Annotated in this window: 10 protein-coding genes; 1 reads left to right on the forward strand and 9 read right to left on the reverse strand. The window is 68.1% G+C overall.

Features of this window, described 5'->3' with window-relative positions:
• Positions 1 to 631 precede the first annotated feature (631 nt).
• From ACH4EW_RS28890 to ACH4EW_RS28905, 4 genes are all read right to left on the reverse strand, one after another.
• Entirely contained in the window at positions 632 to 1,171 is a 540-nt protein-coding gene (locus tag ACH4EW_RS28890; protein WP_398261886.1) for a hypothetical protein, read from the reverse strand.
• A 4-nt stretch (positions 1,172 to 1,175) separates the two neighbouring features.
• Positions 1,176 to 1,352 carry a hypothetical protein gene (locus ACH4EW_RS28895; RefSeq protein ID WP_398261888.1) on the reverse strand — a complete coding sequence of 59 codons (177 nt, stop codon included), beginning with the start codon at positions 1,350 to 1,352 and terminating at the stop codon, positions 1,176 to 1,178.
• A gap of 16 nt (positions 1,353 to 1,368) precedes the next feature.
• A complete protein-coding gene (locus ACH4EW_RS28900) occupies positions 1,369 to 2,040 on the reverse strand; it encodes a pentapeptide repeat-containing protein (RefSeq protein WP_398261890.1) in 672 nt (223 codons plus the stop codon).
• A 743-nt stretch (positions 2,041 to 2,783) separates the two neighbouring features.
• Entirely contained in the window at positions 2,784 to 4,322 is a 1,539-nt protein-coding gene (locus ACH4EW_RS28905; protein WP_398261893.1) for a DUF4041 domain-containing protein, read from the reverse strand.
• A gap of 1,216 nt (positions 4,323 to 5,538) precedes the next feature.
• On the opposite strand from ACH4EW_RS28905, the gene ACH4EW_RS28910 reads away from it, so the two are divergent.
• Positions 5,539 to 6,681 carry a Fic family protein gene (locus ACH4EW_RS28910; protein WP_398261895.1) on the forward strand — a complete coding sequence of 381 codons (1,143 nt, stop codon included), beginning with the start codon at positions 5,539 to 5,541 and terminating at the stop codon, positions 6,679 to 6,681.
• Between the two features lie 639 nt (positions 6,682 to 7,320).
• On the opposite strand, the gene ACH4EW_RS28915 is transcribed toward ACH4EW_RS28910, so the two are convergent.
• The 5 genes from ACH4EW_RS28915 to ACH4EW_RS28935 form a co-directional block, all read right to left on the reverse strand.
• A complete protein-coding gene (locus ACH4EW_RS28915) occupies positions 7,321 to 9,966 on the reverse strand; it encodes a pPIWI_RE module domain-containing protein (protein WP_398261897.1) in 2,646 nt (881 codons plus the stop codon).
• Positions 9,966 to 13,274: a hypothetical protein gene (locus ACH4EW_RS28920; RefSeq protein WP_398261899.1), complete on the reverse strand. Its 3,309-nt coding sequence runs from the start codon at positions 13,272 to 13,274 to the stop codon at positions 9,966 to 9,968. Before ACH4EW_RS28920 ends, ACH4EW_RS28915 begins: the two co-directional genes overlap by 1 nt.
• The gene (locus ACH4EW_RS28925) at positions 13,271 to 14,308 is read right to left on the reverse strand and encodes a hypothetical protein (RefSeq protein WP_398261900.1); all 1,038 of its coding nucleotides are present in this window, start codon (positions 14,306 to 14,308) and stop codon (positions 13,271 to 13,273) included. The genes ACH4EW_RS28920 and ACH4EW_RS28925 overlap by 4 nt, the downstream gene beginning before the upstream one ends.
• Positions 14,309 to 15,011: 703 nt before the next feature.
• Positions 15,012 to 15,737, reverse strand: coding sequence for a TatD family hydrolase (locus tag ACH4EW_RS28930; protein ID WP_398261901.1), 726 nt, complete (start codon positions 15,735 to 15,737; stop codon positions 15,012 to 15,014).
• 11 nt (positions 15,738 to 15,748) lie between these two features.
• Entirely contained in the window at positions 15,749 to 15,904 is a 156-nt protein-coding gene (locus ACH4EW_RS28935; protein WP_398261983.1) for a hypothetical protein, read from the reverse strand.
• Between the last annotated feature and the right edge of the window lie 309 nt (positions 15,905 to 16,213).

Here is a 16,213-nt window from a genome sequence, read left to right on the forward strand (position 1 = left end):
CGCCAGGCATGGATCAACGACCCCGCCAAGCGACGTCAAACCGAACAACAGATCTCATAGCATCACATTCGTTTCATTTGACTTGACAGGCACCGGATCGCCTTCCTTGCTGGACATGGCGACCTTATGAGGGCGTCCGCAACTGTCAAGCAGGCCATGCAGCTGATCTTCGTGGGTGCCACCCGCCCTAGCCATCTCCTTGCCTTTGCCACCCAGCGGGAGCACGTCTCACCCCATCTGGCCGCGTTGGAGGGCCACGGCTGGGTGATCCAGGACGTGTCGGAGTCGTACCCGGGTAGGTATCCATCGTGCTGAATCCTCCTGTGCAGTGATTTGTTCACGGTGGGCGAGCGGCCAACCCGCCGGGTAAAGCAACTGTTTTCGGCCTCCAGGTCTCTGAAAGATCGACTTGGGGACTATTCCGACCTGGGTGGGTGCCGTACAGGCACGGCTCTAAAGGATGGCGAAGGCACTTCGCTCGTAGACCAGGACAGCAGAAGCCACACTGGGGAACGAACTGCCAGGTGCACCCGCGCCTTTCGCGACGTGCATTCTCGTGGCGGCCACGCCACGAGGGTTCAGGTCACGATGCCCCCTCTCCTTGTGCTGGAGGGGGCATCGTCGCGACGGGTCAGATGAGGGTGGGAGGGATGCCGCGCGGCCAGTGTCCGGGCCAGAACGCGGCAGCAGAGGGCTGGTCTTGGGCCTCGGTGGAGCCGTCGTACAGGAGGTATTCGGTCTGGGCTACGTAGCCTTCGCCGGGGGCGAGGCGTATTCGGATGACGCGTATGGGGCAGCAGCTGGCGACGTAGTCGCGGTAGTCCTGGGTGTGCGGGTACTGAAGGGGGTGGTCGTCGGGGTGGATGGTTCGGCAGACCGTTTGGGCATCGATCGTGCCGAGGATGATGAACCGGGTTCCGGGACCGAGGTTGAGGCAGATCCTGCGGCGTCCGGTGTGCTTGTCGGCGTACGGGAGCCTGTCCCAGTTGTCGAGGTGCAGCCCGATCAGCCGGCCGTCCTCGTAGTTGTCGGTGGTGGTGGTCATGTCGGGCTTGGCGAGGGCTTGGCCCAGGTACACCGTGTCCGGATCGCCGAGGGGGCGGGTGAGGTCTTCGAGCTCACGCCCTTCCTGGTACGCGGCCCGGACGACCTCCACGAGGGTGCTGTCCAAAGGTTTACGAGGGGCCATGACTGCCTTGACGTCTGCTTCGGTTCATGGGGTGCCACCGCCCGGCCGGGATGATCGCGCCGGGCTCATAGGTGGTCTCCTCGGGGCGGGTGGTCCGGGCGGTGGCGACCTCGCAGCGGGCTCGGAGGGCGGACGGGTCGCCGTAGGCGATCTGCAGGGGCACGGGCTTTTCTCCCGGGTCAGTCTTTCCCGACGGTGATATCAAGTTCGCTCACGAGGGCTTTGGCGAGGTAGGACTGCTGGCCGGGGTCGATGCGCACCTTGAGGTTCGCGACGCCGCGGATGGCCGACAGGTCGTTCTCGCGAAGGTCGGTGTTGCGGTAGCGGCCCGTGCCGAATTCGGTGAGCCGGAGCGTGCAGTCGGTGAACACGACGTCGGACAGGTCGCAGTCGGTGAACGTGGCCTCTGTGAAGACGCAGCCGATGAAGGCCACAGGGCCGGTGACGCAAACCTTCTCGGAGGTGGCGAAGTCGAGCTTGCAGCCTTCGAACAGCACGTCGTCGAGGACCAGGCCGTCCAGGGAGGCGCCCATCAGCTTGCAGTCCCGGACGTGGACTCGGGCCAGCTTGCTGCCGGTCCAGCGTGCCGAACCGAGCTCGCTGTCGCTGATCTCGACGCCGTGGAGGTTGACCGCCTCGAACTCGACCCGCTTCGCGCAGACGCCCGCGTTCCGGCCGGTGACGAGCTGCGTGTCCGCGAGGTCGAGTGATCGGAGATCGGCGTCCCCGTAGGCGAAGTCCTGGACGGTGCCGCGGGAGCTGTCGAGGCTGTCGACGTTACTCAGGTACAGGCCGGGCTCGTCCAGCTCCGGCAGGGTGATCGTGGTGTGGCCGAAGGTTCGGATGGCCATGGTGCCTCCCACCTACAGGATGTGGCCTGCGAACAGAACTGGTTCACCCACCAAGACCGCTGAGACGAGCACGCGGACAGCGAGCCAGCCGCGCCGCCCCTGCACATAAGGAACAGCGACAGAAGCCGTGCTCGAGCCGGGCCCAGACCAGGATCCTTGAGCAACTCACCAGGGAAGGGCGCGCGGCGCTACGCCAGATCGCCTCGCAGGGGGTGTACCGATTCGCATCGGCCGACGCGCAGACGTGGAAGGACGGAACCCTGCAGAATGACCGGAGCGGGGTTGGTGCCCCGTACACCAGGTGTCGGACGGGCCGCATGCGGTCGGGGCGGGCTGGCACCCCCTGCTCCTGCAGATGCGCGAGCAACTCGGCGCCCGTGAACCGGACTACCGGATCGCCAACCTGAAGGAGAGGCTTGGCGGCGCCCGCATCCACCTCCTGCAACCCGAGATACGGGCGCTGTGTGCTCGCCCCCTGAGCGTGCTTGGCCACAGCCGGATGGTGGTGATGACTGTCACCGAGACCACGAGCACCGGTGGTGACAGCCAGCGGCCGAGACCGCCGGCGGATGCTGGGCCAGGGCAGTGGCCACGCTCGCCAGCCCCGCCCGCCCCGTTCGGGCCAGGGGCGAGCCCGCTGAGACCCCCCAGGTTTGGAGTGCGCCGGCAAGGTCAGTGCCGGTTCCGACCACGCAGTTGCCCAGCGCCCACCGGCCCCCGTCCCCGGCTGTTTGTGCGTGGCTTTACGGCGATCCGCTGCCTTTCGTCGTGCTGCTGCGCCATTCGATCGCTTCAGCGACCTCATTGAACTCGACGAGGTGCTCACCGGCGCTGCGTTCAAGGACGGCTTTGACCTCTGCGGGCGTGACGCGGAAGAACTCCTTGCGGCTGTTGACCCGGTTGACGCGGCGCGAGGCGAACTCCTGGTGCAGCCGGGTTTCGAGGCCGACTGCGTCCTTGCTGAAGATCAGTGCGTGGACATCGAATCGGAAGGGCACAGCGGCGCCGCTCAGCTCATAGATGCGTTCCAGCGGTTCGAGGCGCCGCGTCATTCCGATCTTGACCATGCTGTCGCCGAAGGCGCCGACGTTGGAGATGACGTATACATAGCCGGTGCGGATGTTGGCCGCTCGGGCCTCCACGTCGTTCAGGGCCCCCTCGATCTCCGCGAGTTTCGCCGCCATCTCGGCTGCGGCCGCATGATCGCCTTGGGCCCGCAGCCTGTCCAGCGCGCTCTGGTAGTGGCTCATCTCCTTGTGCAGCTTCTCCCGCTCGCGATCCAGTTCCCGCTGAGCGGTTGCCTCTTCACGCTCGCGGGCGCGGGCCTCACGCTGGGCCTGCTTCTCCTCTTCCTTGCGATGCAGGAAGTCCGCCGTCAGACGCAGTTCCTCCACTCGGGCATCGTGGTAGGCATCAGAGATCCGGATGTCCATGGTGGCGCCCAGCTTGGCGATTGTCTCCCGGCTCTTGTACAGGCGGTCGACGAGCGAGGTGAGGCGGTGCGGGCGCATGCTGCGCACGGCGTAGTCGGCTTCGGCGTTGTAGGCGCGGAGCATGAGTTTCGAATAGTCGCGGATCATCTTGGTGCCTTGGCGGGCCGATCCGTTGACGGTCCAACCGCTGGCGCAGCGTACGGCCTGTTGTGAGCGGGCGAGTTCCTTGATCTTCGCCTTGATGGCGTCCAGCCGGGCTCGGTAGGCCACGGCATCGTCGAGCGGGTGGCGGTAGGCGTAGATCCCGATCTGTTGGAGCATCACGGTCTCGTCGGTGGTCACGATCCGCGTGCGCAGGTCGTTCAGTCGGCTCTCCGCCTGATAGACCTCCGAGCGGTGCTGCTCCGCCTCCTTCCGTGCCTTCTCCGTGTCCTTCGCGGCCTGGCGGGCGGCTGCCTGATGCTCCTTTGCCGTACGACGCGCCTCTCGCACGATCTCGTCGGCCTCGTCCACCGCCCGCCGGCGCAGTTCTTCGGCTTCCTGACGGGTCTGGCGCTTCAGCAGTGCCAGCGCCGCGGCGTCCGCGCCCTGGGTTTGCGAGATCCAGTCGCGCAGCTGCTCGGCTTCGCTTCCCCTCTCTCCCCGGCTGCGCCGGAACCAGCGTTGCCGGCGGGGCGCCGGGATCTCGGCCGCGGGCGCGGGGCCTTCTTCGTCCTGCTGGGCCGGAATCCACAGCTGCCAGCCATTGGGGGGTGGCGGCCAGGAGGGGTCCGGTGTCCAGTCCGCGGGCGGAGTCCAGCCGGTTGGCATCAGCCAGTTCGGTGGCGGGTTGAAACGATAGGCACCCATACGCCCCCCAGCGTCAAGATCACAGCGATCGTTCATCAGTCGGCCCTGCTTGATCATGGCGTGAGATCTGCATGCCAGGCAAGAGCGCCGAGAGACCACCTGATCACGGAGGGTGCGCGACTGTGTTCCCATCTGGGCGCCTGTTCTACGAGGTGTTCGCGCGTTCGAGCAGATGAACCGGCAGGCCCAGAGGCACAGACGGACCCGTTTCCCCGCACTGGGCACGTCAGCGGGATACTGCGAATACGAACTGTGAACCAGCTCCGACCAGCTCCTGCACCCAACGCAGTCGGCCCCGGCCATTGTGCACTGGGCCTCTATCAGTACCACCTTGGCGTTCACGTCGGCAGCACCGCGATATCCGCGATCGAGGGCGTATCCGCCGCAGCTCCCCCGCACCGGCTATCAGGGGAAGTAGATGGGAACGCACAATGGTTCCGGCAGACACGCCTCGAGGTAGGAGACGGGCTTGGGTCCTCAAAGGCCTCGGCATGTTACTCGGCACTCTGTTCATGCTGACCGCCGTGTCGGAGACATCGCCGAAGGCGTCAGGATCGGACGGCGCACCGTTCCGAGTATTTTCGGCGAGACGCCCACCCGTCTGTTCCCGGCGGCGGGTTCGTCGCCCTGCCGGTGGTTGGTCTGCCTCATACTCCTCGCCCCGCATTGGTCGGCCACTGCTGGCTGGGCCTTCGGGATGGCGATGGGAGCCCTCGACTGCTGACCGCGTACACGAGCACGTGCGGCGCTTTCCACACCGACAATGCCGTACTGATCCTGTCCGGGGGCCGCCGGAGGTGCTGAGGCTCCCGCTGTCGTCGGGCGAGCGTTTGCGGCGTGAGGGCGTCACGCCGGCCGTGCTCGGTGCTGGACCGGCCTGGTCGCACGGAGTGGGTCCCCGACGTGAGTCTCGCCTTGCACAGCGAGCGTCATGACGACGTCGGCCTCGCGCTCGGCGTCGACATCCGGCGCGAGCGTCCGGTCGCCAAGGCCCCGGCGCGAGCACGGCCTGTCCTGCGACGTGGCCCTCGACCGGTGCGCCGTCGGTGGTGGACACACCGTGCGACATGCTTCAAGAAGCTGTCCGAAGGTCTGCAGTCCTGGTAGCGGTGGTCGGTGGCCCGTGTGGCAGGCGGACCTGCCCGCGTCTCTGCAGGTTGGCGTGGTCAGTGCTCCCGACCCTACCGAAATGATAGGTAGCTGGTATCATTGAGTCATGCTGTATAAGACTCCCGTGCTCGACGCCGCAGACCTCAAGGTTCTGCACGAGGTGGACGGCCTGCGCGAGCGCCTGCGTGACGCGGTGCAGCAGGCGCCGATGAAGTGGACTCAGGATCTGCGTAAGGCGCTGACCGCGAGCGCGATCGCGGCGTCGAACACGATCGAGGGCTATCAGGTTGACGCGAAGGACGTCGCCGACCTGATGGACGGGGAGCGTGAGGTCGACGCCAGCGAGGAGAACAAGGCGGAGACCCTCGCCTACCAGCAGGCGATGACCTACATCCAGTCCCTCCACGACGTCGCCGACTTCCGCTACAGCAAGGAACTCCTCAACGCGTTGCACTGGATGCTCCAGGGCCACCACCACCCGCTGCGCACCGCCGGGCAGTGGCGCAAAACCTCGATCCGGATCACCGCGCCCGGTGACGAGCTCGCCACCGACTACGACGGACCCGACCAGGAGCTCGTGCCCGGCCTGACGGCCGAGCTGGTGGACTGGCTCAATGACGGCGACACCGAAGCTCACGTCCTGATCCGGGCGGCGATGGCGCACTTGAACCTGGTGAAGATCCATCCGTGGTCCGACGGGAACGGCCGTATGTCCCGTTCCCTCCAGACCCTGCTGATTGCCCGCGGCGGCGTTCTCGCACCGGAGTTCTCCTCGATTGAGGAGTGGCTCGGAATGCCCGGCAACACCTGGGAGTACTACAAGGTGCTCCGGGAGGTCGGCGGCCCGGTGTACTCGCCCGAACGCGACACCCTGCCGTGGATCAAGTTCAACCTGCGCGCCTACCACGAGCAGGCTCAGCGGGTGCAGCATCGGGTCGACCGCTCGAACCAGGTCTGGATCGAGCTGATGGAGCACGCCGACGCCAACGGGATCAGCGAGCGGCAAGTGACTGCCCTCCACGAGGTCGCGATGGTGGGCCGGGTGCGCCGCTCGCGCTACGAGCGGCAGGAAGCGATCAACACCCAGCAGGCAACCCGGGACCTGCAGGCCCTCACGAAGGCCGACGTGCTCACCGCGATCGGGCAGACGAAGGGACGCCACTACGTGGCCGGCCCCCGCTTCCCGCAGAACGTCATGGCGACCTCCCGCCGACCGCACCGCATCATCAACCCCTACGCCACCGCATAGCACCAAGGCAGCTGGACTCGCGCTGATCGAACTGCGGCGATGACGTCCACAAGGCGGCCCTGACCACCGTGGTCTCCTTCGACATCGGCCAGCAGCGGCTCGCCCGGATCAGCGACGACCAACGCGACTGCGTGAACCCGCTCCTGGGTGCGTGACTCCCCTGACGGATGATCCGCACCCATACGGTGTGTTACACGCCAGGGAGCGGGGCGCGGTTCGCGAGCACGCCGATCGACCGGAGTTGGCGGTCGCCCCTCTGGATGAAGACTGGGGCAAGGCGGTCCGGCTACAGCAGCCCACCGAGAGGTAGGACCCGCGCCACCCGCTGCTCATACCCGGCAGGGCTGCCTCCCCGAGCCACCGGGTGCGCCGACACGAGGTTCGTTGAGCCTGTGGCAGGAACTTCGTCCTTACGCTGGCGCACCCCCGGTGACGATCTGGAGAGCCGGGACGGCAAGCTGATGACGATGTTCGTCACCGTGAAGACCCTCGGCCCCGACGCCGATCCCGAGGACCCGCGTCGGGTTCCCGCACGGAGACTGACCGAGCAGGTCCTGCAGGAGGTCCAGCCGGGGCTGACACCTTCTCAGCCCGGCCGTGTGGGAGCTGCCCCGAGCGCCGGCATGTGCACTGCGCTGCTTACAGGATGTACTCCGCCATCAGTTCGGCTAGGTGGGCGATGGCTGGCCAGGTGGTGGCGATCGTCGTGTGGGCGTGGAGACGTCGCTGGGAGTGGACGTACATGGCCCAGTCGGCGGGGTTGTCTCCGGCTTGGAGGAACGCGGGCACGATCTCCAGGGAAGTCGGGTTGGAACAGGTCTTGGTTCGGTTGCCCGGTTCGGCCGGGTCGAGCTTGGTGACGCCGAGCGCGGTCTGGTTCTGGGCCGAGCGGGGGTTGATGCCCCAGAACGCGCGTTCTCCGACCTGGACGACCCCGGAGAACCGCCCGTACCTCGTCACGGGAATCAGTTCTTCCGATTCTTCGCCGGTCCTGACCATCTCCTCGGTGACTCCGAAGGACCGGGGGACCGCGTCGCGGTCGCTGCGTTCCCTGAGCCGGATGATGCGCAGGCCGGGCTGGTCGCCGGGCTTTCGGGTAGCCGGAGTCACAGCGGGGTCGGTCATGTCGACACCTGGCAGGACCAGCTGGTCGAAGGCGATCCGGCCGTCCTGCAGCCATGGCCAGATGTCCCGATCGCTCATCCGTGCGCGGCGTACGAGCAGGAGCCGGTCGGCTGTGGAGTCGAGGGCGAGGGCGCCGGTGATGAACTCGGCGAGGGCCGCGCGTGAGGTGCGGGTGGCTACGCGTCCGCGGCCGGCGGTCAGCGCCTCGGGAAGTGCGGTCAGCGGCATGGGGTGCTCGGTCGGACTGCCGGGCTTGGGCATGAGCTGTGCGGTGGGTTCCTCGTGCGTGTGCTGCCGGACGAGGATGGGCACGATCATCCGCTCGCCCGCCGGGACGAGCCAGACCGTGATCAGTTCGAAGGGGCCGTCGATGCCCTGGGGTACGGCGATCTTGGGCAGGTGGCCGGCCTGGCGGAGCGCGTCGTTGAGGGCGGAGGCGGCGCGTTCGATGTCGGTCGTGGCGAAGTCGGTGCCGGCGAAGCGCTTGGCGAGGGCGGCTTTGCTGGGATTGGGGTTGGCCGGGGCGATCGGGCGAAGGCACTGGACGTTCCGGCGGAGAGCCGGGAGGGTCTTCTTGAAGAGCTTCTTAGGATCGCCTTGACGCGTGCGCGAGAAGTAGGCGGCTCCTTCCATCTCCACGATGCAGGCGACGGGTTCGGCGAGCCGAGGGAAGGCTTCGGCGATCCTTGCGGCGCGCTCGGTCTCACTCCTTTCGTACTCGGCGCGTCGCGCGGCCTTGTCGGGGTTGGCGGAACGGGGAAGGCCGGCGGTCAGGTCCCGGGGGTCGCAGCGGTGGAGCGTGACGTTGATCGGCCCCGTGAAGCCGGCGGAAGCCGCTGTGGATCGGCCGGGGGTCAGGCCGAGCTTTGCGGCGGCAGCAACTTGCAGGCCCTGCCAGGTCCGGTCGGAGGACGCCCATACCTCGATCTCGTAGGTAGGGGCGTCGGGCAGTTCCAGAGGCAGGAGCGCCTTGGCGCGGGTCCGGGCCTTGGGCGTGGGCGCGAGCGGAGCCAGCCCCTTCTCCTCCAGTTGGTGGGCGACCCGGGTGAGGACCTCCATGTGGTCGCGGGGCTGGTAACCGTGGCCGACGGGGTGGTCGTGGACCGAGCGCGTCGGCGGGGCGCCGTCCTTGTCGGGGTAGCGGTAGGTCATGCCGGTGCTGTGGACGAGGTGGGCGGCGAAGGGCTGGGCTGCCGCGTCGCCAGGCGCGGTGCGCAGTTGGTCGAGGCTGGGTGGCTGATGGTGGGTGAGGCGAGCGAGGATCTCGGCGACGCCCGGCTCCCAGGTCCAGGTACTGCTCTCTCCGCGCCGCTGGATGGTGACTCCGCTCTGCAGGAGCATGGGCCGCTCGCGGCGGTGGACGAGTCCTTCCTTGGCGGACAGGAGGACGCTGGCGGTCGGGTCGCTGAATCCGCGGCGGGGGATGTACTCGACTGGGCGCGTCGCGAGGCGGGTCATGTTCAGGTCGACGTGGAGGTGGACTTCGGGGACGCCTGGCACCGTCTCGAGGTGGAAGGTCAGGACGTCCACGCTGGCTCCGGCCGAGCCGTCTGTGTCGGTGAGGGTTTCGGGTGCGCCGAGGTGCAGGGTGCGGCGGCCGTCTGCGCGGGTGGGACCGAGTCGCAGGTCGCGGTGGTGTCCCAGGAATTGGAGCCCGCTGCTGGTGAGGTGCTCGGCGACGAGGCTGGGCAGGAGGTTGAAGACGTGGCTCGGGGGGTTGGCGGTGCCATTGGTATGAAGGTCGTGGCGGGCGAGGTCGAGTTCCTCAGGGACCCACTCCAGCTGGCCGGCGCCTTCGAGTTGGCTGTACCAGTCGGTGTCGGGCATGTGGGGTGCCACGCGGGCCGAGGCCCATGCCGACAGGGCGATCAGCAGGAGGTCCGGGTCGACCTCGGTCCGGGACCGGAGCCATGCGGGATCGCGGGGATTGGTCTGTACTGAGGTGATGTCGGGGTCGATGAGGGTGAGCAGGTCCCTCAGTGAGCGGGTGGGCAGGTAGTCGGGTCCGCCGCGGGGACGACGGCCGGGCCGGGCGTCCCACGCCTTCTCCAGGAGGGCGAGCATTTCCGGCGGGCAGGTCGTTCGGTAGCCGGTGACGGGCCAGGTGGCTTCCGGCGTGAAGGTGAGGACGGTGGCTTGGGTGCTGCGGTAGGCGGGCATCAGCGGTGACCCCAGTCGATGTTGTCGAGAAGGTGGGAAGCCAGGCCCCAACAGGCCTTGGCGAGTTCGTGGTCGAGCTGCTTGGCGACGGTGGCCGCGGGGCCGGGGTCGGTGAGCCAGCCGTGCAGGAGCTGCTGTGCGGCGACGATCACGCTGGTACGTGCGGTGTCGGGGGCGGTTTCGTCGAGGTTCGCCGTGCGGGGGGCGAAGGCCGCGTCGCAGAGGTAGACCAGCACGGGCTCGTTGCCTCGGATGCCACGGCCGAGGGTCTGGTAGAGGGGAACGAGGAAGTTGCCGACGAACGCGGCGTGCTCGATGGGGTCGGTGAGCCGGGTGAACAGGACGGGCTCGCCCACCCGTCGCTGCCAACGGCGACGCTCGCTGCCGCGGAGCTTGCGCGCGAGGTCGACCGGATCGGCGTGGTCAAGAGTGACGTCGACAGGATTTCGAAGACGGCGCATCGCCTCGCGGCTGAGGAGCGAGAGCGGGAAGGTCGCGTCGTCGGCGGGCGGGTGGATCCGGGCCAGGTAGAACACGGCGCCGAGGGCCGCGACGCGGCGGGCGTTGAGGATGTTGTGGCCGCGTTGAACAGCGCCTTCGGCTGCCACGAGGATGTCGGCACCGGAGGCGGCGAAGGTGGCAAGACGCCGCCGGGGGATGCTGTGGCGGGTGGGCGGATCGTCGTCGCGGATGACATGGAGGGCCGTGCATGGAGTCTTCTGGTTGATGTAGTCGGCGACGGTTTGAGCGTCCCGCGTGCTCTGCACGGTGAACAGGACCTGCTGACGATCGGAGGCAAGACGCTGACGGGCCTGCTGGAGCAGCGACTCCCGCGCACCGGGGGCGGGATTGCAGATCCACTCGGCGGACGCACACAGGGCGTGCGCGTGGAGGGTCGGGTTACCTCCGGTGCCCGAGGTGAAGACCGGGCGGCCGTCGCGGTAGCGCGGCGGCCGGAAGAACATCTTGCTTTCCAGCAGCGCCGCCCTGGCCTTCTCGGGTTCGCGCAGGACCAGGTTCGGGGTGACGTCGAGGTGGAAGCGGGGCGAGGCGGGCATCCAGCTGGTGGCGGAGGCCAGGACGACGTTGGGCCCCTGGATCCCTTCGGCCTCCAGGAGGTCATGCAGGTGATACAGCAGCCACCGGCCCACACCACGCAGCCACAGGATGCTGAAGGACCCGCTGTCGCCGGCGGGGTTGGGCTGCCACTGCAGAGCCATCAGGTTGCCCGCAGCCTGTTCGGGCACGAAGGACATCAGGTCGCGGGGCGGCTGGCGGCTCCAGAAGTCGTCGCCGTCACCGATCTGCGACGGGCTGATGGCTGGCAGACGCTGGGCGACCTCGAAGAACGATGTGGTGATGCGCGCGGCCCACAAGCCGCCCTGCAGCAGCCGCGCGAGCTCCGCCGCCGTGCCCCGGGCCGTGATGCCGTCGAGTACCGGCAGATGGGCCGCGATCCACGCCTCGGCGGCCTCCTGCTCCGACATGAGAGTGTCGTGGGCCGCTGTCATGGCCTCGATCAGCTCGGCCCAGTTCTCCGCGGGCGCCTGGAAGGGTGCGGCGACCAGCGGCTCGAAGTGCTCTTCGAAGTACCGGTCGGCGGCTTCCTCCAGTTCCGCCTTGCGGGCGAAGTCGTTGCGCTCGCCGAGGCCGTGGAGGCTTCGGGACAGGCGCCGCAGGAGGCTGTACCCGGTGAACGGTCCCTCGGCGATGATCGCGCGCAGGTGGTCGGCACCCGGGTCGATCATCAGCCGGTAGAGCTCCGTCAGCGCCTGGTCGTGGCGGCGGAAGTGCTTGTCGCCCGCCGTCACCTCGGGGTCCCGCAGGACGAGGAACCACGAGTGCTCCAAGCGCTGTCCGATCCGATCCCCCACGCGATGGCTCCAGCCCCGGCCGGGTTGGGAGAGAATCTCGTGCAGCAGGAACCGGTCGTCGAACTGCTGCTGCACGGTGTCGGCCTCGTCCAGCAGGAGAACGGCCAAGTGATGCTGGGCCGCTTCGGCGACGCGGACCTCGATCTGGGACTGCGGCATCATCGTGGAAGCCAGGCCGGCAGCAGTGGTCACCCACACCTGGGCATCGGCCACATGGCGAGCCGCTGCGTGGGCAGGGCATCGCGAAAGGATCGGGCAGTCCCGGCGCCCGCGCTGGCCGTCCACGAAGAGCTTGCCCCTGCACGGCCGCTCCTCCCTCGGGAGCGGAGCCCGGTCGCTCCTGCTGGTCAGGCGCAGCTCCTCCACGTAGCACTGGTCGTCGGCGAACGCCGCTCCAGCATCGGCCCCGGTGGGGAAGGTGGTAGCGCCGTCGTGGAGGAGAGAGCGCCAGTAGCGGTCCTTGTGGACTCCCTCCCGGGTCCGTCCGAAGATGGGGACAGTGTTGATGCCGAGCGCCTGCAGGAAGGTGACCTTGGCGTACATGTCGCTACCCGAGGCGAGCACGAAGCCCACCTTGCCCCCGCGCTGGGCAACGATGTAGGCGATCATGTCCAGCAGCGTGGACTTTCCGCTGTTCATCAGACCCACCACGTGCCACAGACCGTCGATGACCATCTCCTGTGGCCGCTCCAGGAGGCGCCCTCCCGCATGGTCGGCCAGCAGTGCCTCCATCTGCTCCAGCCGCTTGACGAAGTTCCGGTTCTCGATCTCCGGGTGAGCGATCAGGAGCTCGTCCATCTCGGCGGCAGCCCGCTGGAAATCCTCCATGGTGAGAGGAATCGGCTCCCGTGTTCGGAAGGCCGTCGCCGCCAGCTCGGGCGGGGCCGGCACAGGGACGAACGTCTCAGGGATACGGATCTTTTCCCAGCTGCCGTCAGTTCGTTCGAAAGAGCACGTCGAACCAGGCGACGCCGGCCGATAGCCGCTCCCCGCCTTGTAGGGGGCGACTTCCTGAAGCTTCTGCCGGTAGACGTCATGGCGTGCCGCGGCGTACGGGGAAGGGCGCCGGGTGAACACCGTCGACAGTTCAGCCTTGTGCCCCGCCATGTCGCCTGGCTCGAACCCGCGCACCTGGGCGGGGAGCTTCACGTAGTGGTCGAGCTTCTCCCGCATCGTCCCGGTCTTGGCAACCGGGCCCATCAGCTCACGCAGAGTCCGGATCTGCGGGTCGAGCACCGGGTCCAGCCGCATGTACCCGGCGAGCACGGGCCACAGAGCGCCGATGCCCCGCCCCGGCATGTGATCGGCCAGGAACGACAGCCCCAGTTCGAGGGCACACAGCTCCCACGGCTTGAGCGGGCCGAGCATCGGCCGGACGCACTCGTCGTCCAGCTCCTTCACCAGCGAGGTGCTCCAGGAACGGGTGTCCCTCATCGTGCGCCTCCCACCTTGGTCGCGCGGATGCGGACTTGCCGCAGGAAAGCCTTCTCGTCAAGGACTTCGACTCCGGCGGCCCGGCCCTGGAGCTCGCGCTCCAGGTCAGTGAGGTAGCCAGGTGTCTGGAGGCGGTGCATCGGGACGACGATGATGCGCCGACGCGCCGGCACACGGGGATCGCTGCGGAACCCCCGGGCGAGGAGGGTGGGGCTCGCACAGTCCTTCGCGTCGATCGCCCAGCATTCCCTCCCCCCGACGGCGCTCACGGGTTCGAAGAACAGCGCCGCGTCCCAGGCGTCCAGACACGGCCATGGCTCAGCCCGGACCCGGTCCGCCGGCAGTTCGGCGAGCCGGTCCAGCAGCCGCCCTTCGAGCAGTCCAGGGTCGTGGAAGAACTGACGGGTTGCCCTGTGCTGGGTCCAGTACGCGCCCAGACAGGCCACCTCGAACCGTTCGGGCCTTCCGTCGCACCCTGGAGTGCCGCAGCCGCTCGCCCCGTCGTCGACCGGGTTGCGGCACTCCCGACAGCGGCTCAGCCGGACCTTCCCCGGACTCTCGACGGGATGGAGGATGTACGCGGTGCGTACGAACTTCGCGAGGTACGAGTCGCTGTCGGCGTCCGCCTTCGGCAGCTCTCGAGTCAACGCATGGACGTCGCGGTCGCTCAGCACGGGGCGATCGATCAGCAGGCGCCGCAAGCGGCAGTAGATGCGCTGGACAGCCTCCTCGTCGTCACCGTTCATCCGAGCGCACGACATCAGGGCCGCGAAGGTCTGGTTTTGAACCAACTCCGCCTCGACGTCGGCGTGACGGACCAGATCGGCTGCCTGCTCGGCGAACTCCGACAGCTCATCGCCGTTCAGCAGGACGGCTTCGAGATCACCGTCGGCGAGGGAGAGCCGAACGGGCCATGACCCCAGCGGGCGACGGCACCACTCGAACAGCTCAAGGTCGTTGCCAGGCCAGTCCGACCCCAGCGCCTGCGCCTTCCACCACAACCGCCCCCGGGCGTCACGCCAGGCGCGAGGCAACGGACTATGCGCTTCAACAGACCCGAAGTGCCCGGCATCCGCCTGCTGCCGGCCGAGCCGGATTCTCGCCAAGGCAGCACACAACAATTCCACTGTCACGTAGTCGTCCGCTGAGCTCCGCAGGCCCGTTCCGCTGGCGAGCACGACGTCCGGTGACTCCGCTGTCCCCTCCGCCGATGGACAGTCGCCTGGCGACTCCGGTGCGGCGGACTGAGTGGGCGCATGGCCAGCGAACCTGGCGGCTTCCTGAGTAGTACTCACAGCCGATCGATATACAGCACGTCACTGACAATGCGCTATCGGTTACGTGTAAATGTTCTTTGAGCGAACAGATACTCGATATGTGGGGTTGCGTTCCAGGGCGGGTGGCAGCTCCAGCTCCGCTGCCGTCGATCTCGGTGACGACCCAGATGATGCCGCAGGGGTGCCAGGGGCGGGCCCGCGACCAGATCGAACTCGCTGCCGAGACCCGCCGCTTCTTCCGTAGATGCCGGCATCGGCCGCACCCGTCCGCGGCTACTTCGGCGGCCCGCACGTCCGCTACGTCCGCCCGCGACGACGGATACGATGCCGCGGACCGCCTGGAGCTCCTGGCCGGAGCGCCGGCATCGCGGGCACCCTCCACCCCGAGCTCGGCGAGAACTTGTTCGACCAAGCCGTCGACGCGGCCGTCGGCATCAACGACGAGTCGGTCCGGCCCCCTTCAGGACGGGGTTGGCGGCGGGAAGAAGACCGCTTGATTGGTGTTCAGCCGGTGCCGGGCCCCGTCCTCGTCCATGGACCACAAGGCGGCCAGCCGTGGCAGGAGAGCGGGGAGGTCGGACGGGCGGCTCGGCCTGCCGTGGTGGCGGGTGAAAGGGCCGTCGGTTTCCAGGAGTACGCGATCGGGCGGGATCTCCCGAAGCAGTCGTTGGGCGCGTGCGGAGATGATCATGGCGGGGTTGACGGAGAACCAGAGGCCAGCGCCGACGGCCTCCTCCACCAGCCCCACCGGCCCGGTGTACCAGTGCAGGATCGCACGTGAGGCGCGGGCTTGAGCCAGCTGCTGGATGGTTTCGCGTTCGGCGCCGCGGCTGTGGATTGTGAGGGGGAGTGTGGCCATGTGTGGGTCGGACAGGATCCCCTCGAAGATGCGGAGCTGGGCGCGCCGGGAGGGTCGGCCGGCGAGGGAGAAGTCCAGGCCGATCTCGCCGATCCAGGAGGCGTCGGGCAGTAGGCGCAGGAACCGGGCGAGGTCGGCGGGGGTGAACGAGGCGGCGTGCAGGGGGTGCATGCCGAGCGCGGCCACGATCCCGGGGCGGCGGCCGAGGCGTGTGCGCAACACTCGATATTGGCCGGGATCTTCGGACACGGCGACGATGGCGACACCCGCCTCGGCGGCCTCGGCCATGATGCCGGCCGGGTGGTCGTAGCCCGTCAGACATCTCATCTTGTTTCGTGTCAAGCAGAGACGGGTTGGGGGTGGGCGTGGTGGGACCAGGCGGTGGCTTCGTCGTAGCGGGTGCGGGTCTTGAGGCAGCCGTGGAGGATGCCTACGAGGCGGTTGCCCACTTGTCGCAGGGCGGGGTTGTAGGCGAGGTCCCGGTCTCGACCCATTGACCCGGCTTCCAGGAATGCCGCACACGCGTGAGCCCACGCCGGCGGAACTGAAGCCATACCTCAAGGGATGGAGCCCCTACGGACCGGAGCGGCGCGACGGACGATGACGTGAGCAGCCGGCCAGAGGTGCGGCTCGCACGACTGGTGTCGGGCGGCGCCCGTCAGTCATCCTTGGCGATCCAGGATTCCCGCCGCCGCAAGCCGGGCTGTTCGTCGGCGCGGCCGCTCGGAGAGCTCGCCGCACGACATCCCCGCGCGTAGGCACCGGGATCGAGTACCGCCTAAGATCCGGCTGAGGTCGATCTC

Source organism: Streptomyces sp. NPDC018000, from assembly GCF_044328025.1.
Classification (GTDB): Bacteria; Actinomycetota; Actinomycetes; order Streptomycetales; family Streptomycetaceae; genus Streptomyces.

Coding starts and splice junctions, on each gene's coding strand:
- ACH4EW_RS28910 (WP_398261895.1), top strand. CDS start 5,539: ATGCTGTATAAGACTCCCGTGCTCGACGCCGCAGACCTCAAGGTTCTG.
- ACH4EW_RS28935 (WP_398261983.1), bottom strand. CDS start 15,904: ATGGGTCGAGACCGGGACCTCGCCTACAACCCCGCCCTGCGACAAGTG.
- ACH4EW_RS28930 (WP_398261901.1), bottom strand. CDS start 15,737: ATGAGATGTCTGACGGGCTACGACCACCCGGCCGGCATCATGGCCGAG.
- ACH4EW_RS28905 (WP_398261893.1), bottom strand. CDS start 4,322: ATGGGTGCCTATCGTTTCAACCCGCCACCGAACTGGCTGATGCCAACC.
- ACH4EW_RS28915 (WP_398261897.1), bottom strand. CDS start 9,966: ATGCCCGCCTACCGCAGCACCCAAGCCACCGTCCTCACCTTCACGCCG.
- ACH4EW_RS28920 (WP_398261899.1), bottom strand. CDS start 13,274: ATGAGGGACACCCGTTCCTGGAGCACCTCGCTGGTGAAGGAGCTGGAC.
- ACH4EW_RS28900 (WP_398261890.1), bottom strand. CDS start 2,040: ATGGCCATCCGAACCTTCGGCCACACCACGATCACCCTGCCGGAGCTG.